The organism is Anaerocolumna sp. AGMB13020 (assembly GCF_033100115.1).
GTDB lineage: Bacteria > Bacillota > Clostridia > Lachnospirales > Lachnospiraceae > Anaerocolumna.
In genome coordinates this window covers 2,017,273-2,040,601 of the sequence record NZ_CP136910.1, presented here as the reverse complement: position 1 = coordinate 2,040,601, position 23,329 = coordinate 2,017,273, and the positions used below count along the sequence as shown (strand labels likewise).

At 39.6% G+C, this 23,329-nt stretch carries 25 protein-coding genes; 19 read left to right on the top strand and 6 right to left on the bottom strand.

The features are described 5' to 3' along the window. The first annotated feature begins 34 nt into the window (after positions 1-34). The 6 genes from R2R35_RS08070 (at position 35) to spoVAE (ending at position 3,424) form a co-directional block, all read left to right on the top strand. Complete coding sequence (locus R2R35_RS08070; protein WP_317733986.1) at positions 35-235, top strand: hypothetical protein; 201 nt, start codon at positions 35-37, stop codon at positions 233-235. Further along, positions 210-839, top strand: coding sequence for a stage V sporulation protein AA (locus tag R2R35_RS08065; protein ID WP_317733985.1), 630 nt, complete (start codon positions 210-212; stop codon positions 837-839). Before R2R35_RS08070 ends, R2R35_RS08065 begins: the two co-directional genes overlap by 26 nt. After that, complete coding sequence (locus R2R35_RS08060) at positions 829-1,251, top strand: stage V sporulation protein AB (RefSeq protein ID WP_317734765.1); 423 nt, start codon at positions 829-831, stop codon at positions 1,249-1,251. Before R2R35_RS08065 ends, R2R35_RS08060 begins: the two co-directional genes overlap by 11 nt. 68 nt (positions 1,252-1,319) lie before the next feature. Beyond that, complete coding sequence (gene spoVAC, locus R2R35_RS08055) at positions 1,320-1,826, top strand: stage V sporulation protein AC (RefSeq protein WP_317733984.1); 507 nt, start codon at positions 1,320-1,322, stop codon at positions 1,824-1,826. 102 nt (positions 1,827-1,928) lie between these two features. Further along, positions 1,929-2,978 carry a stage V sporulation protein AD gene (locus tag R2R35_RS08050; RefSeq protein WP_317733983.1) on the top strand — a complete coding sequence of 350 codons (1,050 nt, stop codon included), beginning with the start codon at positions 1,929-1,931 and terminating at the stop codon, positions 2,976-2,978. 89 nt (positions 2,979-3,067) lie between these two features. After that, positions 3,068-3,424: a stage V sporulation protein AE gene (gene spoVAE / locus R2R35_RS08045; RefSeq protein WP_317733982.1), complete on the top strand. Its 357-nt coding sequence runs from the start codon at positions 3,068-3,070 to the stop codon at positions 3,422-3,424. Positions 3,425-3,516: 92 nt separating this feature from the next. Here spoVAE and R2R35_RS08040 read toward each other — a convergent pair whose 3' ends face one another. Further along, entirely contained in the window at positions 3,517-6,303 is a 2,787-nt protein-coding gene (locus R2R35_RS08040) for a transglycosylase domain-containing protein (RefSeq protein ID WP_317733981.1), read from the bottom strand. A 610-nt stretch (positions 6,304-6,913) separates the two neighbouring features. Here R2R35_RS08040 and R2R35_RS08035 point away from each other — a divergent pair. After that, a complete protein-coding gene (locus R2R35_RS08035) occupies positions 6,914-7,207 on the top strand; it encodes a DUF6514 family protein (RefSeq protein ID WP_317733980.1) in 294 nt (97 codons plus the stop codon). Between the two features lie 162 nt (positions 7,208-7,369). On the opposite strand, the gene R2R35_RS08030 is transcribed toward R2R35_RS08035, so the two are convergent. Further along, entirely contained in the window at positions 7,370-8,023 is a 654-nt protein-coding gene (locus tag R2R35_RS08030; RefSeq protein WP_317733979.1) for a YigZ family protein, read from the bottom strand. A 10-nt stretch (positions 8,024-8,033) separates the two neighbouring features. Further along, a complete protein-coding gene (locus tag R2R35_RS08025) occupies positions 8,034-8,210 on the bottom strand; it encodes a DUF4250 domain-containing protein (protein WP_317733978.1) in 177 nt (58 codons plus the stop codon). Positions 8,211-8,472: 262 nt separating this feature from the next. On the opposite strand from R2R35_RS08025, the gene R2R35_RS08020 reads away from it, so the two are divergent. Continuing rightward, positions 8,473-9,798: a replication-associated recombination protein A gene (locus R2R35_RS08020; RefSeq protein WP_317733977.1), complete on the top strand. Its 1,326-nt coding sequence runs from the start codon at positions 8,473-8,475 to the stop codon at positions 9,796-9,798. Here R2R35_RS08020 and R2R35_RS08015 read toward each other — a convergent pair whose 3' ends face one another. Next, positions 9,799-10,020 carry a hypothetical protein gene (locus R2R35_RS08015; protein WP_033164878.1) on the bottom strand — a complete coding sequence of 74 codons (222 nt, stop codon included), beginning with the start codon at positions 10,018-10,020 and terminating at the stop codon, positions 9,799-9,801. A gap of 180 nt (positions 10,021-10,200) precedes the next feature. Between R2R35_RS08015 and R2R35_RS08010 the strand changes: the two genes are divergently transcribed. The 8 genes from R2R35_RS08010 to R2R35_RS07975 all read left to right on the top strand — a co-directional run bounded on the left by R2R35_RS08010 (position 10,201) and on the right by R2R35_RS07975 (position 19,161). After that, complete coding sequence (locus R2R35_RS08010; RefSeq protein WP_317733976.1) at positions 10,201-10,875, top strand: peroxiredoxin family protein; 675 nt, start codon at positions 10,201-10,203, stop codon at positions 10,873-10,875. Continuing rightward, the gene (locus R2R35_RS08005) at positions 10,875-11,579 is read left to right on the top strand and encodes a cytochrome c biogenesis CcdA family protein (protein WP_317733975.1); all 705 of its coding nucleotides are present in this window, start codon (positions 10,875-10,877) and stop codon (positions 11,577-11,579) included. Before R2R35_RS08010 ends, R2R35_RS08005 begins: the two co-directional genes overlap by 1 nt. A gap of 363 nt (positions 11,580-11,942) precedes the next feature. After that, positions 11,943-13,184 carry an ammonium transporter gene (locus tag R2R35_RS08000; RefSeq protein WP_334309126.1) on the top strand — a complete coding sequence of 414 codons (1,242 nt, stop codon included), beginning with the start codon at positions 11,943-11,945 and terminating at the stop codon, positions 13,182-13,184. Between the two features lie 35 nt (positions 13,185-13,219). Further along, the gene (locus tag R2R35_RS07995; protein WP_033164880.1) at positions 13,220-13,558 is read left to right on the top strand and encodes a P-II family nitrogen regulator; all 339 of its coding nucleotides are present in this window, start codon (positions 13,220-13,222) and stop codon (positions 13,556-13,558) included. A gap of 492 nt (positions 13,559-14,050) precedes the next feature. Then, the gene (locus R2R35_RS07990; protein ID WP_317733973.1) at positions 14,051-14,776 is read left to right on the top strand and encodes a DUF975 family protein; all 726 of its coding nucleotides are present in this window, start codon (positions 14,051-14,053) and stop codon (positions 14,774-14,776) included. Positions 14,777-14,961: 185 nt separating this feature from the next. Further along, positions 14,962-16,293 carry an FAD-dependent oxidoreductase gene (locus R2R35_RS07985; protein WP_317733972.1) on the top strand — a complete coding sequence of 444 codons (1,332 nt, stop codon included), beginning with the start codon at positions 14,962-14,964 and terminating at the stop codon, positions 16,291-16,293. 241 nt (positions 16,294-16,534) lie between these two features. Continuing rightward, entirely contained in the window at positions 16,535-17,344 is an 810-nt protein-coding gene (locus tag R2R35_RS07980; protein ID WP_317733971.1) for an alpha/beta fold hydrolase, read from the top strand. A 152-nt stretch (positions 17,345-17,496) separates the two neighbouring features. Continuing rightward, the gene (locus tag R2R35_RS07975; protein ID WP_317733970.1) at positions 17,497-19,161 is read left to right on the top strand and encodes a S8 family peptidase; all 1,665 of its coding nucleotides are present in this window, start codon (positions 17,497-17,499) and stop codon (positions 19,159-19,161) included. Here R2R35_RS07975 and R2R35_RS07970 read toward each other — a convergent pair. Continuing rightward, positions 19,149-19,937, bottom strand: coding sequence for a GNAT family N-acetyltransferase (locus R2R35_RS07970; RefSeq protein WP_317733969.1), 789 nt, complete (start codon positions 19,935-19,937; stop codon positions 19,149-19,151). The genes R2R35_RS07975 and R2R35_RS07970 overlap by 13 nt on opposite strands. Positions 19,938-20,192: 255 nt before the next feature. On the opposite strand from R2R35_RS07970, the gene R2R35_RS07965 reads away from it, so the two are divergent. From R2R35_RS07965 to R2R35_RS07955, 3 genes are all read left to right on the top strand, one after another. Then, the gene (locus R2R35_RS07965; protein ID WP_317733968.1) at positions 20,193-21,392 is read left to right on the top strand and encodes a helix-turn-helix transcriptional regulator; all 1,200 of its coding nucleotides are present in this window, start codon (positions 20,193-20,195) and stop codon (positions 21,390-21,392) included. A 79-nt stretch (positions 21,393-21,471) separates the two neighbouring features. After that, positions 21,472-22,374, top strand: a complete 903-nt coding sequence (locus R2R35_RS07960; RefSeq protein ID WP_317733967.1) for an AraC family transcriptional regulator — start codon at positions 21,472-21,474, stop codon at positions 22,372-22,374. Positions 22,375-22,400: 26 nt separating this feature from the next. Further along, positions 22,401-22,985, top strand: a complete 585-nt coding sequence (locus R2R35_RS07955; protein ID WP_317733966.1) for a hypothetical protein — start codon at positions 22,401-22,403, stop codon at positions 22,983-22,985. Between the two features lie 107 nt (positions 22,986-23,092). Here the strand turns inward: R2R35_RS07955 and R2R35_RS07950 are convergent, their stop codons facing one another. Next, positions 23,093-23,305, bottom strand: coding sequence for a hypothetical protein (locus R2R35_RS07950; RefSeq protein ID WP_331670263.1), 213 nt, complete (start codon positions 23,303-23,305; stop codon positions 23,093-23,095). Between the last annotated feature and the right edge of the window lie 24 nt (positions 23,306-23,329).

Here is a 23,329-nt window from a genome sequence, read left to right as displayed (position 1 = left end):
AAATATAATTATTAGAAAGGTTAGGTAACTAAAAATGATATTCAGACAGAAGCGAATCTGGATTATTACAGCCGCCACTTTACTGCTAATTGCTGCAGGGATCGTGATTGTAATTTTTGCACAGAATACGGAAAAGGAGATTCATAAGGGAACTCTTGTATATGAGAGCAGTTATTGCAGTGCAACCGGATTAGAAGGAATGGTGCCTGATGAAGAATATACGATTATATATTAAAATTGACAAAAATAATCTGGTACACCATAAGATAGTACGTTTAAAAGATGTTGCAAAACTCTTTTCCCCCAACCCAGATATAACAGAAAATCTGTATCAACAGGTAATCTTTATTATAAAAGATGATAAAAAAAGTAATTACGTTTTCTCGGTGCTTAAGCTTATGGAACTGATTCATAAGGAGTATCCGGATTTAGAAATAATAAATCTGGGTGAGCGGGATTTTATCATTCTGTATGAACCGGAGCAGAAGGAGAAGAAGTTATGGGAGTATTTTAAAGTAGGTTTTGTATCTTGTGTCGTCTTTTTTGGAGCGGCATTTACCATAATGACATTCAATGAGGATGCCAATGTATCTGTTATTTTTGAAATCATCTATAAGTCTGTAATGGGGACGAAGCAGGTCAAAGGTTCTTTGCTGGAGATTTCCTATGCGGTTGGATTACCTCTTGGTATCATAATCTTTTTTAATCATTTTAGTAAAATAAAAGCCAGCAAGGACCCCACACCAATGCAGGTGCAATTAAGGTTATACGAAGCAGATTTGGACGAGACATTGATTGAAAATAAATCGAGAGAGGGGAAATCCATTGATGTTCCTTAAATATCTATTATTGGTTTTTATAGGACTTACCGGTGGAATATTGATAGCAGCGGGTATGGTTGCGTTTATAACCATTGTCGGGGTTCTTACTCGTCTTGCCATAAGGACTGATACAGCCAAACGAATTCTTCTCTACGAAGATATTGTTGTAGTCGGCACAACCTTAGGGAATATACTGGATATCTTTAAACCACCTTTACCCGTCGGGCATGTGGGGCTTATAATTTTCGGTTTATTTTCGGGGTGCTTTGTCGGATGTCTTGCCGTTGCCCTTGAAGAAGTAATACAGATATTCCCTATTATGACCCACAGGCTTAAACTTAAAATCGGTATACCCATAATCGTATTGTGCTTAGCTTTTGGAAAAGGCGCAGGGGCTTTTTTTCAACTATTTATACACTACAAAAAATAAAGAATAAATTCTTGGACAACTATGTAAAATAGTAAGGCATTTATTTATGTGAATAAGGAGGTTATGACATGCAGGATAATAAAAATAAAGTTACTGCCGCAGATATTGTAAAGGAACAGGATAAGGAAAAGAAAGCAGAGAAATATAATAAGTATGTGAAAGATAAAACACCTGTCCATAATAAATTTATTAATATCTTAAATGCCTTTTGGGTAGGCGGACTTATTTGTGTTCTGGGACAAGGCTTTAATAATTACTACACCTCTCTTGGATGCAATGAAGATCAGGCATCTGGGTACACAGCTCTTTCCCTGATACTGTTGTCTGTTCTTCTGACAGGACTTAATATTTATCCCAAAATTGCTAAATTCGGTGGTGCCGGAACCGTTGTTCCTATTACCGGTTTTGCCAATTCTGTTGCTGCACCGGCGGTGGAGTTTAAAAAAGAAGGACAAGTATTTGGTATCGGATGTAAGATATTTACCATTGCTGGTCCTGTAATCTTATATGGTGTTTTTAGTTCCTGGGTGCTGGGTGTTATATATTTGGTGTTAACAAAACTTGGGATAATCTGAGCAAAGAACGGTGTGAAAGTACTTAAGAGAGCGCAGTTGTGCTTCTGTTAAGCTACTTTCATCATATATTTGTGCCGCTAGGCGGCAGAATGAGAGGTAAGAATGGAGAAGAGCAGTAAAATGTGCGGGAAGCAAAGTCTGTTGTTTGCAAATCCACCCTACGTAACAGCAGGTTCTTCCATTGCCGGTAAGAAAGAGGGAGAAGGTCCTTTAGGCAGTTATTTTGACCAGGTTGAGGAAGATCCTATGTTTGGAGGAACCACCTGGGAGGATGCAGAAAGCAGAATGATGAGAAGAGCTGCTGACCTTGCAATAAAAAAAGCAGGTATTACAAAAGAAGACATAAGATATATGGTTGGTGGTGACCTCCTGGGTCAGTTAATTGCGACTTCCTTTGGTATTATGGAACTGGAAATTCCTTTATTTGGAGTTTATGGTGCATGCTCTACCATGGGGGAATCCATGGCGATAGGATCTGTACTGGTTGACGGTGGATTTGCAGATAAGATAATGGCTATTACCTCCAGTCATTTTGGTGGTGCGGAAAAGCAGTTCCGTTTTCCCTTAGCTTATGGAAGTCAGAGACCTTTGGCTACCAGCTGGACGGTTACCGGAAGCGGAGCAGTAATCATAGACAAAGAGGATAACCGAAGCAACGATTTACTTGAGAAAGAAGCACCAGTTTGTATCAAGGGAGTAACCATTGGACGTATTGTGGATTACGGTGTCAAAGATTCCATGAACATGGGGGCCTGTATGGCGCCTTCAGCCTATAAGACCATTGCCGCTAATCTGAATGACCTGGGTGTAAAACCTGAGTATTACGATAAGATCATTACCGGTGATCTGGGCTATATTGGAAAGGACATATTAATTGATTTGTTAAAACAGGAAGGCTTCGATATTTCAAGGAATCACATGGATTGTGGTATTGAAATGTTTGATAAAGAAACTCAGGACACTCATTCCGGTGGCAGTGGTTGCGGATGCAGTGCTATTACCTTAAACAGCTATATTATACCAAAACTGCGTAGAAGAGAGTGGAAAAGAGTATTATTTGTCCCTACAGGTGCTCTGCTGTCAACGGTAAGCTTTAATGAAGGAAATCCGGTTCCTGGTATTGCCCATGGAGTAATAATAGAAGGGATGTAAAGGTATATACAAAGGTAGATATAAAAGGTAGCTACAATGGATTATAAGAGCCTGAAGCAAATAGTTCACAGGCTCTGGAAAGGAACTCAATGGATTATATAAAAGCATTTATAATAGGCGGTGCTATCTGTGTGGTTGTACAGATAGTAATGGACAATACGAAGCTGATGCCGGGCCGTATAATGGTTATTCTGGTCTGCCTCGGAGCTCTTCTTGGTTCAGTCGGTCTATATGAACCCTTTACCAAATGGGCAGGAGCTGGTGCAACGGTACCCTTAAGCGGATTCGGAAACTCGCTTTTTAAAGGAATTAAAGAAGCAATTGATAAAGACGGTCTGCTGGGCTTATTTAAAGGAGGACTGACAGCCACCTCCGCGGGTATTTCAGGAGCCTTGATATTTAGTTACATTGCATCCTGGATCTTTAATCCTAAAATGAAAGACTAGTAATAGATAATGTGCTGTAAAAGAAAGAGAATAAAAAATGCGGACTTGTATGTTTCTGTAACAAGTCCGCATTTCTTGATTCTTCCTATCACTTAATCGCCGTAATCATAATCGAATTCGGGATCATAATAATCTTCTTCACCACCAGTATTACTGTTGTTTCCATTACCATTATTACCGTTACTATTTCCATTACCGTTACCGTTTCCATTGGTATTACCATTGCCATTTGAACCGTTATTTCCGTTGCTGTTGCCATTACCGGAATTGTTCGTATTAGGCGGTGCAGTTGTTACTGATGGTGTGGTGCCGCCAGGTGTTGGCAATAGGTTCTGCAGTCCTGAGTTTCTCGCATTGTGGACGGTGCAGGTGTCCTCATTACCCGGAAGAAGGAAAGGAGTATCCAGGGTTTTGGCGGTCTCTTCTTTAAATAACAGGACCTTCTCTACTACAGTTGAAGGAGGGCAGAATTCAGTAGCTATCTTACCTGAGGTAGTACAGATCTTCACAGCTACGTGTATGTCACATTTATCTGTAGGCTCAGTATTTTTAGCAAAGTATTCGGTCTTAACAGTTGAACCGCCTTCGTATTTATTACATAAACCTTCAACGGCAAGTTTACCGCTCTTGGTACAGATTGTTCGCTCTACGATTGAATCAGGTTTATTAAAGGGAACAGCCTCCAGACCGTTTTCTTTGTGGATACGCTCCATAACATCACGCCATATAATTTTCTGATAACTGGTGTTGGTCTGAGCCTTGTTATTGTCATAACCTGACCAGATGGTGGCAGTATAATATGGTGTATATCCAGCAAACCATAAATCTTTATCATCGGTTGTAGTACCTGTCTTACCGGCTACCGGCATCTTTAGATTCTTAAACCCTACTAATGTTCCAGTACCTTTTTTCACAACGTCTTCCATAGCATTTGTTAAGAGGAAAGCAGTGGATTCCATCATAACCTGACGAACAGAAGTCTTTTTATTCAGCAATACTTTATTATTACTATCCAGTATTTTGGTATAAAAGATTGGTTTGGAATATACGCCTCCATTGGCGATAGAAGCATAGGCAGCGGTAAGTTCCAGATTGGAAACGCCTTTTGTAATACCACCTAAAGCCAGGGGGAGATTGATATCTGAATAGGTTTTACCACTTTCAGATACGCCGCTCTCTACTAGTGTAGTAAAACCAAGCTTTTGCAAATAATCAAAACCAACTTTTGGTGTAACCTTCTCCAGTGTCTTAACGGTAACGACATTTTTGGAACGCAGGATTGCTCTGCGCAGAGTGGTTAACCCTTCATAATCATCACCGCTCCAGTTGCTTACATATTTATCGCTTCCTGGATATTGATAAGGAGCATCGTCTATTACTGTTGCCAGTGTCATTCCCGCTGAATCCAGTGCCGGGAGGTAAGTTGATAATATTTTGAAAGTGGAACCGGGTTGCCTTGTAGTATTAGTAGCTCTGTTTAAGGTACGGTTACCGGTCTTTTCGCCCCTTCCGCCTATAAGACCTACTACATATCCGGTGTGCTGATCCATGATAACCATGGAGGATTGGGGTTGGATGATAAGGCTGTTATTTTCTGCGAGGATAATATCATCAGTCTCAACCTTTGCCGCCTTAAATTGCTCAATTAATTCTTCCGCGGCTTCTTTTGAGGAAAAATATGCAGTGGTCAAGTGACTGAAATCCAGCAAGTCATTGGTATGATAGTGAATTTGCTTACCGTTTTTCTTCTCAATGGATAAAGCATAAGTCAACTCCCAGTAAGAATCCGTTCCAATCTTCGGGAAGTAATCTTCGTTGGTATATACATCGTCCAGGACTGATTGAATCTTGGAATCCAGAGTCGTATAAATATTTAGTCCGCCGCTGTAGAGTGCCTTGCTGGCTTGGGTATAGGTATAACCCTTCTCTTCCTGAAGATCTGCAATAACCTGTTCAATGAGCTCGTCGACAAAGTAAGTATTATAGGAAGTAACATCCTGTTCATCATTCACTACCTGAATCCTGGAATAGACATCATCAGAAAGAGCCTGGGCGTATTCTTCTTCCGTACACAGGTTAAGACGTTTCATGCTTTCGAGGATCTGAGCACGTCTCTGCGCGTTGTTCTCCGGATGATTAATAGGGTTCATGTTGGTGGGGGACTGTGCAATAGCGGCGATAACAGCAGCTTCAGATAATGTAATTTCTTCTACGTCTTTGTTAAAGTAACGTTTGGAGGCCGTCTGGACACCATAGGTACCTGCCCCAAAATTAATGGTATTCAGGTAGTATTCAAGAATCTGTTCTTTTGACATTTTTTGTTCCAGCTGTATAGCCAGATATTGTTCCTGAACTTTACGGATAAACCTGTCGGTAAAGTTATCTTCAGCGCCTCCCTCAAATACCTGATTCTTGATCAGCTGCTGGGTAATGGTACTGGCACCTTGTCCGAAGTCACCGGATTTTAAACCAACGAAAAAAGCACGGAAAATACCCTGCACATCAATTCCGTTATGTTCATAAAAACGCTCGTCCTCAATGCTGATAACACAGTCCTGCAAAACCTTCGGTATTTGACTGATTTCTACATAAACACGATTTGATTCTGCTCCAATAAGAGTATCTATCAGATTTCCATCTTTATCATATATATTTGTAGTGAAACCGGAGGGTTTTACTTCAATCTGATCTATGTTGGGGGCACTGTCTGCCAATCCTTTTAATACGCCAAACCCCAAATAGGAGCCGATAATTATGAGGGAAACCAAACCTACCATGAATAACCGGAACACAGTAACACTTGCCTTGGTGGCTACCTTCCTGGAGACAGACCTGATATACTGCTGTTTTCTGGCGGTTCCTTTCTTGCTGAAATCCATAATAACCTCTTTCCTGAATATCCAATCTGCTATTGAATATTCTCTATTCGATAAAGGGTATAACCTTCTTTCTTTCGTTATTATATCAAATTAAGCCTTTAAAATAAAGGATTTTTTACTATACGCCATTCTTACGGTAAGCAATCGGAACAATCAGAATTCTCAAAGCAGAACACTCAGAATTTACAAGAGGAAACGATTGCTAAAAAATATAAAAATTGTTAAAAATGTTATAATTTATCTTAAAAAATCCATCCAGTATTATTAGTTATGTCACTAAACAATATAAAAAATAAAATCAATATGTTAAGTATATACAAAATGATTGAGATATATGTAAGAAAATATGTATTTATGCACATAGGCAACAAAATGTAGCATTCAAAAAAACTCTAAAAATGTTAGAAAAATCACAAACTCTATGGTAAACTATGTTTATAAGACCCATTTTTTTACACATCGTGTAATATAGGTTGAAAGCTTCTTTTATCGGCTTTTAATCAAAAAATTATCTCTTTATTTTATATTGTGGTGAAGTTATAATAACCATAGTTTATTATTTCTATTATTGCAGTGTTATTTACAAATTTTCAGAATTTTTGGAGGGGCCATGGAAAAATTATTCTTAGAGGGAACAAAAAAGATAGTGCTGGAAGACAATAACGAATTGGTATTTGATTACTATCTGGTGGAAGAAAGCAGAAGCCAGACAGAGCATGAGAAACTATACGGCATAAAGATTTTTCAACATATGAAAGATCATCTGTTAGTAGAATATTCAGAGCCGATTTCTTATTCAAAGGAGACGGTGAAAGACATGATACATAAACTCTGGAAAAATGAAGTCACGCTGATTACGATGCTAGAAATTGTAGACGATTTAGTTTCGGAATACACATTATAAGAATATCGGAAGAATATGCTAGACACGATAATACGGTATAATAGAATAATAACAAACTAAGCTGAATAAAAAGGAAAAAGAATTTACAGAGTGAATTCTTTTTCCTTTTTATTTTGCGGCAAAGTGGGAGGTTCCAGAGGGGGCATCGGTTTTCAATGTGTTTTACTTAAAAATTTCAAGGTTACCATTAACCATAGCATATGCCAGTATTTCTTCCTTTGGAACTTTAACAGCACCGGCTGATACTTCTAAAAGGCTCCTTTCGAATTCATCGAAAGCATTAGTCGGTATAAGCAAGGAAAGCTTTACCTTATCGGTATATTCCTCTTCAAGGAGGTAAATACCCATTTGCGAGATATTATATTTGAGTTTTCCGGCTAAGGTATAGTCTATCAGGATATCTGTCTTCCAGCCTTCTTCTTTTTCTATGATGACAGCATTCTTAATACCTTCCTTGGCAGCACTTTGATATGCATGGACAAGTCCGCCTGTTCCAAGAAGGGTTCCGCCGAAATACCTGGTCACCACGATCAGGATATTGTGAAGCTTCTCAAGCAATATCAAATCCATTATAGGAAGGCCGGCAGTCTTGGCAGGTTCGCCGTCGTCGCTTAAGCGCTTGATCGTATCTTTGCTTCCTGCAACATATGCAAAACAGTTGTGCCTTGCTCCGGAATGCTCTTTTTTCACCTGCTCGATTAATTGAAGGGCTTCTTCTTCAGAGGAGATGGGAAAAACGGAGGCTATAAACCTTGATTTTTTAACAATTACTTCACCTGTGCTCTTACTGTATATTGTACGGCAGCTTTCGTTCATTGCTGACTCCTTATTTAAACTGATTCAATTCCGGAACATATTCATAATGAATAACATTCAGCCGGTCTCTTAATTCCTGCTCATTGAATTCGAGATATTCGCATAAGTCTGCTAAGCTGCTATATTTATCTCTTAATTGAGTATTAATATAGCTTAGCAGTATAAATGGGTCCTTGGGCAGTGTCATGGTGTCCTCCTAAGCAGTGTTTTCTGTTATTATACCACAGAACATAATGAAACAAAATAGGGAAGGAAGCTTTTAGTTGACGGAAGGAGAGATATTCTTTACAATAAAAGAACAGAGGTTTGCATAAAGAACAGAGGCGGATGGAGCGGATGGAGCGGATGGAGCGGATGGGCGCTATGAAATAACAAACACCAGAAAATGAGCAGTGCTCCTTCAGGAATCCTTTTATAAGATTTTTTAAGCAGCAGAATGAGAGGGATGTATGGATCTATTTGAATATATGAGAGAAACCAACAAAGAAAAGGAAGCTCCTCTTGCCAGCAGGCTGCGGCCAAAGACACTGGATGAGGTCGTAGGGCAGGAGCACATAATTGGAAAAGATAAGTTGTTATACAGGGCCATAAAAGCGGATAAGCTCAGTTCTATTATTTTATACGGCCCGCCTGGAACAGGTAAGACAACCCTTGCCAAAGTAATAGCCAATACCACAAGTTCAGCCTTTCTTCAATTGAATGCAACTGTTGCCGGTAAGAAGGATATGGAGGAGGTTATTGGTAAGGCAAAAGAAAACCTTGGGATGTACAATCGCAAAACCATACTATTCATTGATGAGATACATCGGTTCAACAAAGGGCAGCAGGATTATCTTCTTCCCTTTGTGGAGGATGGTACCGTTACTTTGATAGGAGCGACAACGGAGAATCCATATTTTGAGGTAAATGGCGCTTTAATCTCTCGTTCTGTAATATTTGAGCTGAAATCCTTACAGAAAGAGGACATCAAGGAATTGCTGCTAAGAGCTGTAAATGACAAGGATAGGGGCATGGGTAACTTTAATGGTGTCATTGAAGAGGATGCCTTAGAGTTTATGGCTGATATTGCCGGAGGAGATGCAAGGCTTGCACTAAATGCCATCGAACTTGGTATCCTTACAACAGAACGCGGGGAAGACGGGAAAATACACATAACTCTTGAAGTGGCTCAGGATTGTGTACAGAAAAGGGCGATTAAATATGATAAGGCAGGAGATAATCATTACGATACCATTTCCGCATTTATCAAAAGTATGAGAGGTTCTGATCCCGATGCCGCCATTTATTACCTGGCGAGAATGCTTTATGCAGGAGAAAGTGTTTCTTTTATTGCAAGAAGAATTGTTATCTGTGCATCAGAGGATGTATCCAATGCGGATCCCAATGCCCTTGTGGTTGCAAATGCGGCTGCGGAGGCGGTGGAAAGAATAGGAATGCCGGAAGGGCGAATCATACTCGCACAGGCAGCAGCTTATGTAGCCTGCGCTCCTAAGAGCAACTCGGCTATTATGGCTATTGATGCTGCTATGGAAGCAGTCAGGAATGAAAGCACACCACCCATTCCGCCTCATCTTATGGATGCGCATTATAAAGGAGCACATAAATTAGGGCATGGACTGAATTACCAGTATGCCCATGCCTTTAAGAATCATTACGTCAAACAGCAGTATTTACCCGACGCCTTAAAGGACCGGACTTTTTATGAACTATCCGATGAGGGTTATGAAAAAGACCTGAAAGAGCATCTTAATCGAATTAAGAGAGAAGCAGAATAATTACTTTCTTTTGGCTTCTTCCTCTGCACGCTTTTTCAGGAGCCTGTAGACTAACATATAGGCATACAGCATAAGCGGTATCATGGTAGTTGAGTAGATAGATGCCATAAGCAGGCTCTGATAATCGGGAGAAGCGGTAAGCCCGGCATAAAGCGTGAGTCCGTATAGGGACAACAGCAATACTACGATTAAGATTGCACCAATACGTTTTAGGTTCTTCATAGTAATAACCATACCTTTCTCAGTACTTGAAATGTTTTTGACACACATAATACAGTTAAAATTAATTCAACTTGTAAAGAACAGTGATGAATTATTTCTTTAAACAGTATAATGGAAATGTACTGTAAAAGCAAGCAACAAAGCCTTCTTCCCGGGGCTTTTCAGTGAAAGGAGCAATATTTGAGTAAAGTAAAAAAAACAATCATAATCCTTATGCTGGTTGTAGCCGTTCTGCTATTGTCAGTAGGGCTTACTGCCTGTGATAAGGCAGAAAAAAATCAGACAGGAAATAAAGCAACAGAAGAAAATAAAACCACAGAAGGAAATAAAACCACAGAAGAAAATGACTTCAATGAGGATAGCAACAATACACAGTCTGAGCAGGAAGGAGAGGATATAGGCACAAAGGAGGAGAATGCTGCAGTAGAAGAAAAACCTATCGTGCCCGACTTTACCTTAAAGTCCTCAGAAGGCGAAGAAGTCAGCCTTTCTGATTATGCCGGGAAAGTGGTGGTACTTAACTTCTGGGCCAGCTGGTGCCCCCCCTGCAAAGAGGAAATGCCGGAATTTCAAAAGTTATATGATGAACTTGCAGCATCTGAGGATGCTGTGCTATTAATGTTGAATCAGACCGACGGAAAGCGTGAAACAGAAAAGAAAGCGAATAATTATATAGAAAAAGAGGGGCTTACTTTTCCGATACTTTATGATACCGGTGAAGTTGGTGGAGGTATATTTGGCATAAACAGTATACCTACAACTGTTGTAATCGACAGAGAAGGGCGTTTATCCGATTATGTTCTTGGCAAAACGGAATATTCGAAGGTAGCCCAGATGATAGAGGAGGCAGAATAATGCTTCTGAAAACGGCAGAAGAACTGACCCCGTACCTGGCCTGGTTGGTATTCACAGAAGGAATCCTTAGCTTTATTTCACCGTGTATCTTTCCCATGCTGCCTGTATATCTCATGTATCTTGGAGGGAATGCAGAGGAAAAAAAGAATAATAAAAGATTATTACTTAATACCCTGGGTTTTATTGCAGGCTTTACCACGGTCTTTGTTATTTTAGGGGCCACTGCATCTGCCCTTGGACAGCTGCTGCGGGAATACCAGGAACTGCTGCAGCGGGTCAGTGGAGTTATTATGATAATCTTTGGACTGCATTTTATGGGGATTCTTAAGCTGAAGCTCTTGAACAGAACCAGTACAAGAAGTGTGAACACTCATAACCTGAAGTTCTTTTCCAGCATGATTTTTGGGTTTGCATTTTCCTTTGGCTGGACACCCTGCCTTGGTCCTTTCTTAGGTTCGGCATTGCTGTTAGCCTCTCAGACAGCAACACTATATGAGGGAGTATTCCTGCTGCTGTTATTTTCACTGGGGTTAGGGATTCCTTTTCTTATAATGACAATGTTATTTCCTCATCTTAAATTTCTAAACAGCTTCATAAGAAATCATATGGAGACTATTAAGAAGATATCTGCGGTACTGTTGATCCTAATGGGTCTGCTCCTTGCATTGGACTTATTCGGCTATTACCAGGGACTTTTCAGCTGATGGTGATTTTGGTATAATCATACATATTTGTCCATCTGTATTGTGCATTCTGCACTAGTGAAATTAGGAAAGCTATCATCTTATACTGCAAAATGCAGGATAATGAAAGATGGAGAAAATTATATTTGACATTTAAGAAATATGATGTATAATTTATTAAAGTCGAAGGCGATTATTCTATATTTATAGGGTAATTGCCTTTTTTTGTTTATGCAGCAAGTGGATTTGGTATCAGACGGCCGTATACCTTTGCTTTCGTGAGCTGCTTTTTTAATTGCCTGGACGCTTTATCGAAGTATAGAAGTACTGAATTAACGTATAAAATTAACGTAGACTATCAAAAGGAAGGTATAAATTATGGAAATTAATAATGGCAACACCGCTTTTATAATTGTCAGCAGTGCATTGGTTCTCCTGATGACGCCGGGACTTGCATTTTTCTATGCAGGTATGGAAAGAAGAAAGAATGCTATCAATACTTTAATGTCCTGCTTTTTTATTTTAGGTCTTGGAGCTGTTCTATGGGTGGCAGTTGGTTATTCACTGGCTTTTGGAAATGATCATGGCGGCATTATCGGTGATTTTAGCAAAGTATTTTTTAACGGAGTTGGTATGGAGCCTAATGGTGATTATGCCGGAACTATTCCAGAGACAGTATTTGCAGCATTTCAGATGATGTTCGCAATTATTACTCCTGCGTTAATCTGTGGAGCAGTAGCAGGAAGAATGAAATTCTCAGCTTTATTTGTTTTTGTAACTGCCTGGTCTTTACTGGTATACTATCCTCTGGCTCATATGGTTTGGAGCGTAGGCGGTCTTATAAGAGAGCTGGGTGCAGTAGATTTTGCCGGTGGTAACGTAGTTCATATAAGCTCCGGCGTATCCGGACTTGTAGCTTGTATCTTACTTGGAAAGCGCAGAGAATATGGAGTAGTACCTTACAAACCCCATAACATTCCTTTTGTAGTACTTGGTGCAGCACTTCTTTGGTTTGGCTGGTTTGGCTTTAACGGCGGCAGTGCTTTAGCAGCAGACGGACTGGCGGCTCATGCATTTGTAACTACAAATACTTCAGCGGCAGCGGCTCTTCTGTCCTGGATGCTTATTGAAAAGGTTCTTCATGGAAAACCTACTATTTTAGGAGCTTGTACCGGTGCTGTTGTCGGTCTTGTAGCGATTACACCAGGAGCAGGTTTTGTGCCTATCTGGGCATCACTAATCATTGGTTTGCTGGTAAGCCCTATCTGCTATTTCGGTATGACAAAGATCAAGGCCAAATTTGGCTATGATGATGCCCTTGATGCATTTGGCTGCCATGGTCTTGGTGGTATTTGGGGAGGAATCGCTACCGGATTATTTACTCAGACTTCCATCAATTCCGGTGCACAGTGGAACGGACTTTTATTTGGAGAGGTTAAATTATTTGTAGCTCAGGTCTTAAGTATTGTAATTACAATCGCCTTTGCAGGTATCGCTACCTTTATCATTGTTTTTGTCATTAAGAAAGTAATGCCTATTAAAGTAACACAGGAAGAAGAAGCACAGGGACTTGATTTGGTTGAACACGGCGAAGTTGCATATCCTTCTTTTAACGGTTTAGATTAATTATTGATAGTAACAGTCAGAAAGGAAGATAGTATATGAAGAAAATCGAAGCAATTGTCAGACCGGAGAAGCTGGAGCCTTTAAAGGAAGCCCTGTTAAAAAAACAGGTTAATGGTCTTACGATCAATCAGGTTCTTGGCTGTGGTAAACAGTATGGTTTTACAGAGTACGTAAGAGGTAATACCATTATTATGAACACACTTCCTAAGATAGAAATAACACTTGTAGTTCCGGATGACAGAATGGAAGAGATTATTGATACCATAATCGAAATTGCACAGACCGGAAAGTTTGGTGATGGAAAGATATTTGTTAGTGATATTGTAGACTGTATCAGAATCCGTACCAAAGAGCGCGGTGAGAAAGCTTTATAAAAAACCGAAGTAAAGGACTTGATTCGTTGTAATAATATATACGATGATAATATTCAGAGCACCTGCCTTATGGGCAGGTGTTTTACTTTCGGATGTATGTTATTGTGGAGGGAGTTCTTTTTTATTTGTTCTTTCTTGCCGTATCATATTTCTTTCAATGGTCGAATTATGAGAACCCTGCCGCATTTATTACAAACAGCTTGTTTTTCTTCTTGATTTATTCTTTGGTACAGCGTTATTTCTATAAAATTATGATGAAAGAAGCCGAGGATATTAGCAGACTTATCAAATGATTTTATAAGGTAATGGATAAGAACCCAAGGTGTCATAAAATACCCAAAAGGAGAAATAATTTTTAAAAATTCTATAATATTACATAAATTGACTTTTGCTTCTTTTGTGTTATAATATCAATGTTATCAGCGCTTTAAGAGGAATATTATCAATGCTGGGGCATAAAGATAACACAAAAGCATAATAGGGAGGACATTTATGTTAAGAGCAAGTGATTACAGGGCCAGGGCAAGAGAAGCTCTGAAAGGAAACTGGGCATTAGCGGTTATCGTTGGTGTTGCTATGGCTGTAATTGTATTAATAATTAGCTATATACCCCAGATAATATTGGCTATGGGGGGATTTATCAGCTTTCAGGATATATTTACCTATAAGGAACCGAGTGTATATGCCACACCAGCAGGCGCTATGATTTATATGATTCTTAGATTACTGATTTTTATGATCTCTGGAGCCTTAGGAATGGGTTTTTATCTATTTTATATTAATCTTATAAAGGGAATAGACTACCGTTTCGAGAATCTGTTTGCCAGATTTCATATAATTATTAAAACCTTTGGATTGTTTTTTATGATGGAATTATTTGTATTGTTATGGTCACTGCTATTCATCATTCCAGGAATAATAGCTTCTTTTCGTTATGCTATGGCCCCTTATATTATGGCTGAAGACCCGGATGTAGGCATTATGGAAGCCATCAGCAGATCCAAAGAAATGATGGTGGGTTATAAATGGAAGTTCTTTTGCCTGTCTGTCAGTTTTATCGGATGGATAATAGTTGGTCTCTTTACCTGCGGTATTGGGCTGCTCTGGGTAAGTCCTTATATGGAAGCTGCCCATGCTGCCTTTTATCTTGAAATATCAGGTTATAATAATCAGAATACTGAAAATGTTCCATATGAATATAATTACTATGATGAATAAGTCATCCTACATGAAATAAATGATATTAAAAAGCTGTGTCTTCTAAGGTCCGATACAATCAGGGCTTCTGGGACACAGCTTTTTCTTACATTGACCGCCGGCTTTTTACAGTCTATAATGATAGAAATTGGGACAACTGGTCATAATATCCAATGATACTAGAATGGGAAATAGGAGAAACGAACATGCCAAAGGGAAAAAGAAAACTGGTGAAATGTATTGTATGCGGTGAAATATTTGATTCAGAAATAGATATCTGTCCGGTATGCGGAGTAGGAAGAGAATACTTTATACCTTATGACGGAGAAGAGATACTCTATCGCAAAGATACACAGGAGACTTTTATTATTCTTGGGAATGGGGCAGCGGGTATCAGCGCCGCAGAAGCAATTCGAGAACGGAATGATACCTGTCGGATTATTATCATATCAAAGGAAGTGGAATTAAGCTATAACAGACCGCTGCTTACCAAAAAACTCAGTACGTTTCATTCCTCAGAAGAGATCCTGATACATCAGCCAGACTGGTATGAGGAATATCAGATTACCAACTGCCTGAACAGAGAAATTAAAAGAATAGATACCGTTAATAATACGGTTATCTTGAGTAATGACGAAGAGATAAAATACGATAAATGTATCTATGCACTTGGGGCTGAAAGCTTTGTGCCCGCCATAAAAGGATGCGGCAAAAAAGGTGTTAAGGTTATCAGGAATCTTCAGGATGTAAAGGATATCAGAGCGCTGAGTAAAAATGCAAAGCAGGCAGTTGTAATAGGTGGTGGAGTATTAGGACTTGAAACTGCCTGGGAACTTAGTAAATTGTGTAAGGTGACTATTCTTGAAGCAGCCGACCAGCTTATGGTTCGTCAGCTGGATGAAACCGCAAGTGGGCTGTTGGGAAACCTGATTGCAAAAGTGGGTATCGATTACCGGGTAGGCGCTGCTATAACAGAAATAACAGGAGCGGAGAAGGTTACCGGAGTAGCACTTAATAACGGAGAAGTCTTTGCGGCAGATCTGGTTATTTTCTCCTGCGGTATCACTCCTAATACGGGTTTGGCAAAAGAAGCCGGATTACAGATAGGAAAAGCAGTGGAAGTAAATGATAAAATGGAAACGAATATAGAGGGTATCTATGCCTGCGGTGACTGTGCTGAATGTAAGGGTGTAAATTATGGAGTATGGGCTCAGGCAATTGAAATGGGAAAGACCGCAGGAGCCAATGCCGCCGGTGAGGAAACATACTATGACATTTATCCGCCGGCGCTTACCTTCCATGGTATGAAGACTGCATTATTTGCCGGAGGAGATAACGGTAAGCTTCCCGATAAAGATTATCAGGCTCTGGAATACAGAAATGACCTGGACGGGAATTATGAGAAATTTTATTTCTTAGAGAATAAATTAGTCGGGGCAATCTTAATTGGTGATACCCGAAAGATGAATAAGGTATCCGAGGGGCTGAATGTGGGATGCTCCTATAATTATGTAAAGAATAACATCATACACGATTAGAGTATATTGCACAGTCATACTTTGTCCTAATTTTCATATAGATAGACGAAAGTATTTTATGGATAAATCTTATGTATAGTGGTGACAGGCATAAATAACCAATGAGGATATTGAATTTTTAATATAGAAGGTATAGCGCCTTTCTGGCATCTGTCTATAATAAATAAAAAAAAACGTAAAAAACTGTGGCATAAATTCCATTCCTGAATAAAGTGGTAATAAAACGTTATGGTGCAATATTATGGAGTACTATATTACCGTTGAACCCGGTGTCAGGATTTATGTAAATGATATCAATCCCCAGGGAGACAAACCAATTCTTTTTATGCATGGCTGGCCTGCTAATCATCACTTATTTGAGTATCAGTATAATGAGCTGATACAGAAGGGGTACCGCTGCATCGGTATGGATGTCAGAGGATTCGGTAAATCTGACAAGCCGGTTTACGGGTATGATTACGATTCTTCTGCCGATGATATACGCTGTGTGATCGAGACCTTAAAACTCAAGGATCTGACCTTGCTTGGGCATTCTACGGCAGGTGCGGTAGCCATCAGATATATGGCCAGACATAATGGCTATGGAGTATCCAAGCTGGTACTTTGTGCCGCTGCTGCACCAAGCCTGATACAAAGACCGAATTTCCCCTATGGCTTAAAGGAGGAGGATGTTATTGAAATTATTCAAAATACTTATAAAGACCGCCCTCAGATGCTTGATGATTTCGGAAAAATGTTCTTCTATCAACCGGTTACCGAAGCCTTTTCTCTGTGGTTTGGTTCGCTGGGAGCAGTAGCAGCAAGCTGGGCAACGGCCTATGTAGCTTGTGCATGGCTTTATGAGACCTTATTCGATGATATGAAATGTATTAATGTACCTACGCTTATTATGCATGGCATACACGATCAGGTATGCAAATATCCCTTAGGGGTGGCACAGCACAAAGGTATAAAAGGCTCAAAGTTTGTAACCTTCGAAGAAAGCGGACACGGACTTTTTTATGATGAAAAAGACAAATTTAACTGTGAACTTATGAATTTTGTTGGATAGATCAGAATATACCGGATTTGTTTGGAATCTCAGGCAAAGCCGGTATATTTTTATAATATTGTGTCCTTTTGTATCATAGATTAAAGTAACTATTCTAGCTGATGGATTGTAAAGAAAACAGCATTCGTCAGCTGTATCAACGGAGTACGTCCATGAATAATGAGAATATCAATGAAATAACCAGTCAGAACTACGCTGATCTGATAGTGGATTGGACAATTTCTAACATAAACAGAAGTGATTTCGCGGATTCTGTAATTCAGGATATAAACAGTCAATATGGAGTAATTCATATACCGGTGGAGGAGATAACAGATGATATATTGCAGCAATATGGATATTCTGCTATGCCGGCATGTTATGGAATCACAACTTATCGAAATGAAGTGATTGAAAGTGCTTATACCATACAGCAGTTCGAATTGGAGGAAATCAAAGGTAATGGTATCTTAATAGGTATTGTAGACTCCGGAATAGATTATAGAAATGATGCCTTCAGAAAGAATGATAGAACGACGAAAATAAGATATATCTGGGATCAGACAAGCGAGTATGGGAATCAGCCTGGGGGTTTTGGTTACGGGGCAGAGTACAGCAAGGAGGATATTGATTATGCTCTTTTGCAGGCGAATCCCTATGATTATGTACCAAGTGTGGATGATGTGGGGGAAGGAACGGCTATGGCTGCCATAGCAGCAGGAAATAGGTCAGAGAGCTCAGCCTTTACAGGAATTGCCATCAATGCAGAATTAGTAATCGTTAAGTTAAAAACCGCAAAAGATTATCTAAGAGACTTCTATGGTATTAAAGAGGATGCGGTCTGCTATCAGCAGAATGACATAATGCTTGGAGTTAAATACTTAATTGAAACAGCTCAAAGATTAAATATGCCTATTGCCATCTGTATGGGGTTAAGTTCTTCACAGGGAGCTCATGACGGTAATGACATCATGAGCAGGTATTTAACAGAGTGCGGCAATAACAACGGTGTTGGGCTGGCAGTGGCTGTAGGAAATGAAGGCAACCAAGACCTTCATTTCCTTGAAATAAAACCGGCAGAGGAGAAATACAGTCAGGCAGAGCTGAATATAGGAAGCGATAATACGGACTTTACCATGGAGCTGTGGACCTTAATTCAGAATCCGCTGAGTCTTACTATTCTTTCACCTGATAATACCGCGGTTTCCCGTATTGATACGCTGCTTGCAGCAAGCCGAAATGGCAGAATAGAATATGGAGATACCATTATTTATTATGACTTGTTTGGCAGCGAGGTATATTCTCAGAAGAAATTAATATTGCTGCGTTTTAAGAATACTTCCAAGGGGGTGTGGCGGTTTCGGATAGAAGAAGGAGAGGGGGTAGTCTCCCTTTGCCATATCTGGCTTCCCATAAGAAATTTCCTGAAGAACGATATTTATTTTCTGAATCCGAATATCTATACTACAATCTCAATACCTGGAAACGCAACCCAGTTGATTACGGTTACTTCCTATAATGCAATTATGCTGACGGTGGCTGACACTGCTGGAAGAGGTTTTACTTCCAATAATACGCCTAAACCGGATATTGCTGCACCAGGGGAAAATATGATTGTGCCCATTCTGGAGGGAGGATTCTATCCTTTGTCCGGCAGTGGGCTGGCAACAGCGTTTACGGTTGGTATTTTAGCAGCAATATTAGAGGGCGGAGAGCTTTTAAGTATTACAAATGAGATCAATACGCCCTTGCTGCGGTTTGCTTTAACCTATTTGGCCAGAAGAGATCCTGGTAAAGAATATCCTAACCCGGATTGGGGATATGGTTATATTGTTTGACCAGGCTGATAAAAAACAGGATGATTATAGAGCTGAAAGCCCAGTTTGCGATACATTCCTTTGACATCAGGCAGTGCTCTCAGGGTAATAATTTCAGAATTCTTTGAAAAAGCCTCTTGTATGGCCGCAATACATACTGCTTTAGCAAGTCCCTTTAAGCGGTATTCTTTAAGTGTACACACAAATTCCAGAGAGGCACCTTCCTTGTTATAAATAATGGAGCAGACAGAGGCCGGAACATCATTATCATGGGCAATAAAGCAAGACATTACACCTTCCTTGCACAGTGCATAATGGTTCACAGGATGGAGCATAGGATAATTGTTATGCAGAATACGGTTGCAGATTTCAGCCCATATTTCAAATTCATCCGGAGTGGTAACTTTTCTAACGGTAAAGGGAGAATTTTCTTCCTTTGCCGGAGGAATTTCGTCACAGAGCATCGCCATACAGCCTTCTTCTTCGTTGGTAAAGGTTGCAGGTAAGGGAAGGTTTTCACCATATACGGCTCTTAGCATTTTTTCAGATATTCCAATACCCCACCAGGTGTGCAAATTTAGTTTCTTAATTTCCTGAATCTTTACTTTCATAGCTTCATCGGATAAATGTTCCAGCCGTATATCAAAAAGAGCAGTACATCCCTCCTGGCCGGCTCTGGGTCTGACAATGGAGTAGAGGCCGTTATCTAAGTATTCCATATGTTCTGCGTTTCCTAAGGTTCTAAGATAGAAGTTAGCACCTTCATCAATATGTCTGCAAATTTTCTGTAAATTCATTTTAGCTCCTTTCGTGAATTAGGAATTAAAATCTTCAATTGGATATTTCTTACTATTGATAAAAAGTCTTTAGGTTTCTAGCCAATTTCTCCTGATTTATTGAAACAAAAACAGCATATAACAAAGCTGAGAGGTTGTCTAACACCTGTTAGTTAACAAAAATCGAGCAATCTGGTATTCTTCTTAAATACCGGTTAATTTACATTATAACACAAGCCGATTATAATGAGTTTATGATTACTCGGAGGTAGGTATATGGTTGATAAAACGGCAGTGGGGAAAAAGATCTTCGAACTAAGAAAAAAGAAAGGTATAACACAGGACTATCTTGCAAAGCAGATAAATATTACCCCCCAGGCGATTTCAAAATGGGAGAATGGTGTGACTTTGCCCGATACAGGATTATTGCCAGCACTGGCAGAACTCTTCTGTGTCAGTGTTGATGAAGTTCTGTGCCTACATACGAATAAATACATTGAAAAGCAGATAGGAAAAGGAGCGGTTATGCTACCGGGGATCAAATACTTTCCCTGTACACCTCCTTTGGTAGGCTGTATAAAATCAAGTCTGGATTATATCGGGATACATGTGTCTACAAGCTGGATATCTGCACCCTATGCCTTTATGCTAAATATCAATGAAGAAGTTTCTTTTATGGGGACGGAGTATTGGGGAGATAATGGCTGTTTTGATGAATTGATTCGTAACTGTGGTGGAATTGTTAAGAATTATGGCTTTTACAAATCTGTTTCTGACATAGATGAAAAACGGCAGGAAGCCTGGCTAATGATTCGTGATTCCATAGACAAGGGACTTCCCTGCTATGCCTGGGAGCTTGATAAGCCGATGTACTACTTAATAGCCGGATATGATGAAATAGGCTACTATTATATAGAACCGGACAGTCTTAAAGTTACTGGCCCTAAACCTTATCAGGAGTTGGGAGCTACAGAGTGGGGATGTTTGGAGATTCATATTATACGACCGGGAAGTATCTCTGATAATCTAAAGACTATTAAGGATGTTTTTGAATATGCAATTAATGTAGGTAATCCGGAGGTTCATGCACCGAATGAAGGGTATACAATGGGAACGGAAGCCTACAGAATGTGGTGGGAAGCTTTATTAAGCGGACAAGCTGATAGTTATGGGGTTGCTTACAATGCTTCTTTTTGGTCAAAGTGCAAGAATATGGCTGTATTATTTCTAAAGGAAAGTAAGCTGCGGATCGGCATTCTCGAAAATCAATTTGATAATGCAATCAGCCATTATGAAGCCTGTGGAAAGTCATTGACTAAGTTATCACAGATGTTACCGGTAAGTAATAAAAATAGTATTATCACAGAGCAGCTAAGGAAAGAAGCAGTGTCATTGTTAAAAGCAGCACAACTTAGTGAGAAAAAAGGGTTAGAAGAAATAAGTAATCTTCTAAGTGAAATATATAAAATCTGGTAAATGAGCTTTCCTAAAAAAGCATTATAGGTCAATTACATATCAAGGAAAATTATGTATTATAATACGAGGAGGTACTTATATGGAAGCATGGAATTCGATTCAAAATACGATACAATATATTGAAAATAATTTATCTCAGAAAATAAATATGGAGGAGCTTGCCGGAGTGGCATATTTGTCTCCTTTTTATTTTCAGAGGCTTTTTAACAGGCTGGTGGGAAAGCCGGTAATGGAATATGTAAAGCTTCGCCGTCTGGCTGGTGCAGCCGATTATCTCAATGGGAACAAGGAGAGCAGAATTAGTGAGACAGCTTATCGTTTTGGATTTGAGAATCATGAAACCTTTACCCGTGCCTTTAAAGCAATTTATGGTATGACACCGGAAAATTACCGAGCCAATCCCCGTGCCTTAACGCATTTTATAATGCCGGACATTTCGTTGAATTATTATATGGTAGATGAAAATGTTCCATTAATATCCGAAGGAATCACCCTGGAGGTAACCAGATATTATCTATCTAAGTCCAGGCGGTTTACGGGCTACAGCATCCAGAATCCTATGGGTGATGAACCTGGAGTGGACCTGCTCGGTGAGCTATGGGACAAGTTCCATGAGCACAAAGCTTTCATTCAGGGACTTAAAAGGAACGGACAGGAAGCAGGAGTCTCTTCTCCCGGCGAAAAGCCAGGTTTCTTTACTTATTTTACAGGCGGGGAAGTAGAAGACGAAGAGGTTACGGAAGATTTTATTAACTGGGACATGCCAGCGGGAAATTATATCATTTGTACCTTTGAGGCAGAGAATTTTCAGCTGCTTGTAAACGAAGCACTGAATAAGGCAAGGGATTATCTGTTTGGTGTCTGGCTCCCAAAACATACGATAACCACTGAATATTTTATGGCAGAAATATATCATGATATTACCCCGGATGCGACCAAAATGGAACTATGGGTAAAGATAAAGGAAGAAAGCACCTGTTAATAGATCAAGTTAAAACGGAGGGAAGAATGGACAACGCCAAAAAGCATTGTGAAAAATTAAAGAAATCATTAGATCAGTATCTGGGTAAAGGGCAGGCTGATAAAATACTGAGTGGACTTGATGAATTGACTGGACAGGAAACCCCAGCTCAAAGTGCTGAATGGGCAATGAAAGTAAATGAGCGGCTTGAAAATACAGTTAGTCCGGAAATACTTATTCATGTAAGAGAAGAAAGCGCCTGTATCAAGGCAAATAAGTATTCTCCTTATGTAAAATACTTTAAGGAGATTCGTGAGAAATATGCGGAGGACGAAGACTATATAAAGGCAGTTGCGGAATTTTTAAATGGTAGAGGCAGGTGTGGGAAGAAAGTCGAGTATATCAACGGAAAAATATATTCCCACTTCAGTTACGGAAGTTCCTGTGTCTGTTATGTAATCAAGGGAGGCTGGCAGAAACCGCCCACGACGACTTGGTGCAGATGCTGCCAGGGTACATTATTAAGTATTTATAAGCTCGTATTTCCAGATAAAATCTGTCATATGGATATTGTTGAGACCTTTGCGACAGAAGGCTCGGATTGTGTCTTTGCTACCTGGTACACAAATTAGTATAAGTAAAAAGCCTGTTTTAATTGAACTGCCCCCATAAGTTAGGCTAAAACCTCTAATTTATGGGAGGTTAGTTCAAATAAAACAGGTTTTTTATGCAAAACTGCTTAGATTGCTGCATTAAGTGGATTTAAGGCAATGTCAGATTGTTCAATGATTTCCCCATCTACCAGTCGAATGATGGAAGTGCCATATTGAGAGGAACTGCTGGAGTGAGTAACCTGAATCAAAGTCTTACCATAGGTTACATTAATTTTTCTGAACAACTCCATAATTTCTTTGTCTGTTTTGGAATCCAGATTGCCGATGGGTTCATCCAAACCCAGTTTTTTTATAGTGTGGCA

Coding starts and splice junctions, on each gene's coding strand:
- R2R35_RS08040 (WP_317733981.1), bottom strand. CDS start 6,303: ATGGATTTCAGCAAGAAAGGAACCGCCAGAAAACAGCAGTATATCAGG.
- R2R35_RS08065 (WP_317733985.1), top strand. CDS start 210: ATGAAGAATATACGATTATATATTAAAATTGACAAAAATAATCTGGTA.
- R2R35_RS08030 (WP_317733979.1), bottom strand. CDS start 8,023: ATGAACGAAAGCTGCCGTACAATATACAGTAAGAGCACAGGTGAAGTA.
- R2R35_RS07995 (WP_033164880.1), top strand. CDS start 13,220: ATGAAGAAAATCGAAGCAATTGTCAGACCGGAGAAGCTGGAGCCTTTA.
- R2R35_RS08050 (WP_317733983.1), top strand. CDS start 1,929: ATGGAGAAGAGCAGTAAAATGTGCGGGAAGCAAAGTCTGTTGTTTGCA.
- R2R35_RS08020 (WP_317733977.1), top strand. CDS start 8,473: ATGGATCTATTTGAATATATGAGAGAAACCAACAAAGAAAAGGAAGCT.
- R2R35_RS08060 (WP_317734765.1), top strand. CDS start 829: ATGTTCCTTAAATATCTATTATTGGTTTTTATAGGACTTACCGGTGGA.
- R2R35_RS07970 (WP_317733969.1), bottom strand. CDS start 19,937: ATGAATTTACAGAAAATTTGCAGACATATTGATGAAGGTGCTAACTTC.
- R2R35_RS08015 (WP_033164878.1), bottom strand. CDS start 10,020: ATGAAGAACCTAAAACGTATTGGTGCAATCTTAATCGTAGTATTGCTG.
- R2R35_RS07975 (WP_317733970.1), top strand. CDS start 17,497: ATGAATAATGAGAATATCAATGAAATAACCAGTCAGAACTACGCTGAT.
- R2R35_RS07960 (WP_317733967.1), top strand. CDS start 21,472: ATGGAAGCATGGAATTCGATTCAAAATACGATACAATATATTGAAAAT.
- R2R35_RS08070 (WP_317733986.1), top strand. CDS start 35: ATGATATTCAGACAGAAGCGAATCTGGATTATTACAGCCGCCACTTTA.
- R2R35_RS08005 (WP_317733975.1), top strand. CDS start 10,875: ATGCTTCTGAAAACGGCAGAAGAACTGACCCCGTACCTGGCCTGGTTG.
- R2R35_RS08025 (WP_317733978.1), bottom strand. CDS start 8,210: ATGACACTGCCCAAGGACCCATTTATACTGCTAAGCTATATTAATACT.
- R2R35_RS07990 (WP_317733973.1), top strand. CDS start 14,051: ATGTTAAGAGCAAGTGATTACAGGGCCAGGGCAAGAGAAGCTCTGAAA.
- R2R35_RS07980 (WP_317733971.1), top strand. CDS start 16,535: ATGGAGTACTATATTACCGTTGAACCCGGTGTCAGGATTTATGTAAAT.
- spoVAE (WP_317733982.1), top strand. CDS start 3,068: ATGGATTATATAAAAGCATTTATAATAGGCGGTGCTATCTGTGTGGTT.
- R2R35_RS07985 (WP_317733972.1), top strand. CDS start 14,962: ATGCCAAAGGGAAAAAGAAAACTGGTGAAATGTATTGTATGCGGTGAA.
- R2R35_RS08035 (WP_317733980.1), top strand. CDS start 6,914: ATGGAAAAATTATTCTTAGAGGGAACAAAAAAGATAGTGCTGGAAGAC.
- R2R35_RS07965 (WP_317733968.1), top strand. CDS start 20,193: ATGGTTGATAAAACGGCAGTGGGGAAAAAGATCTTCGAACTAAGAAAA.
- R2R35_RS07955 (WP_317733966.1), top strand. CDS start 22,401: ATGGACAACGCCAAAAAGCATTGTGAAAAATTAAAGAAATCATTAGAT.
- spoVAC (WP_317733984.1), top strand. CDS start 1,320: ATGCAGGATAATAAAAATAAAGTTACTGCCGCAGATATTGTAAAGGAA.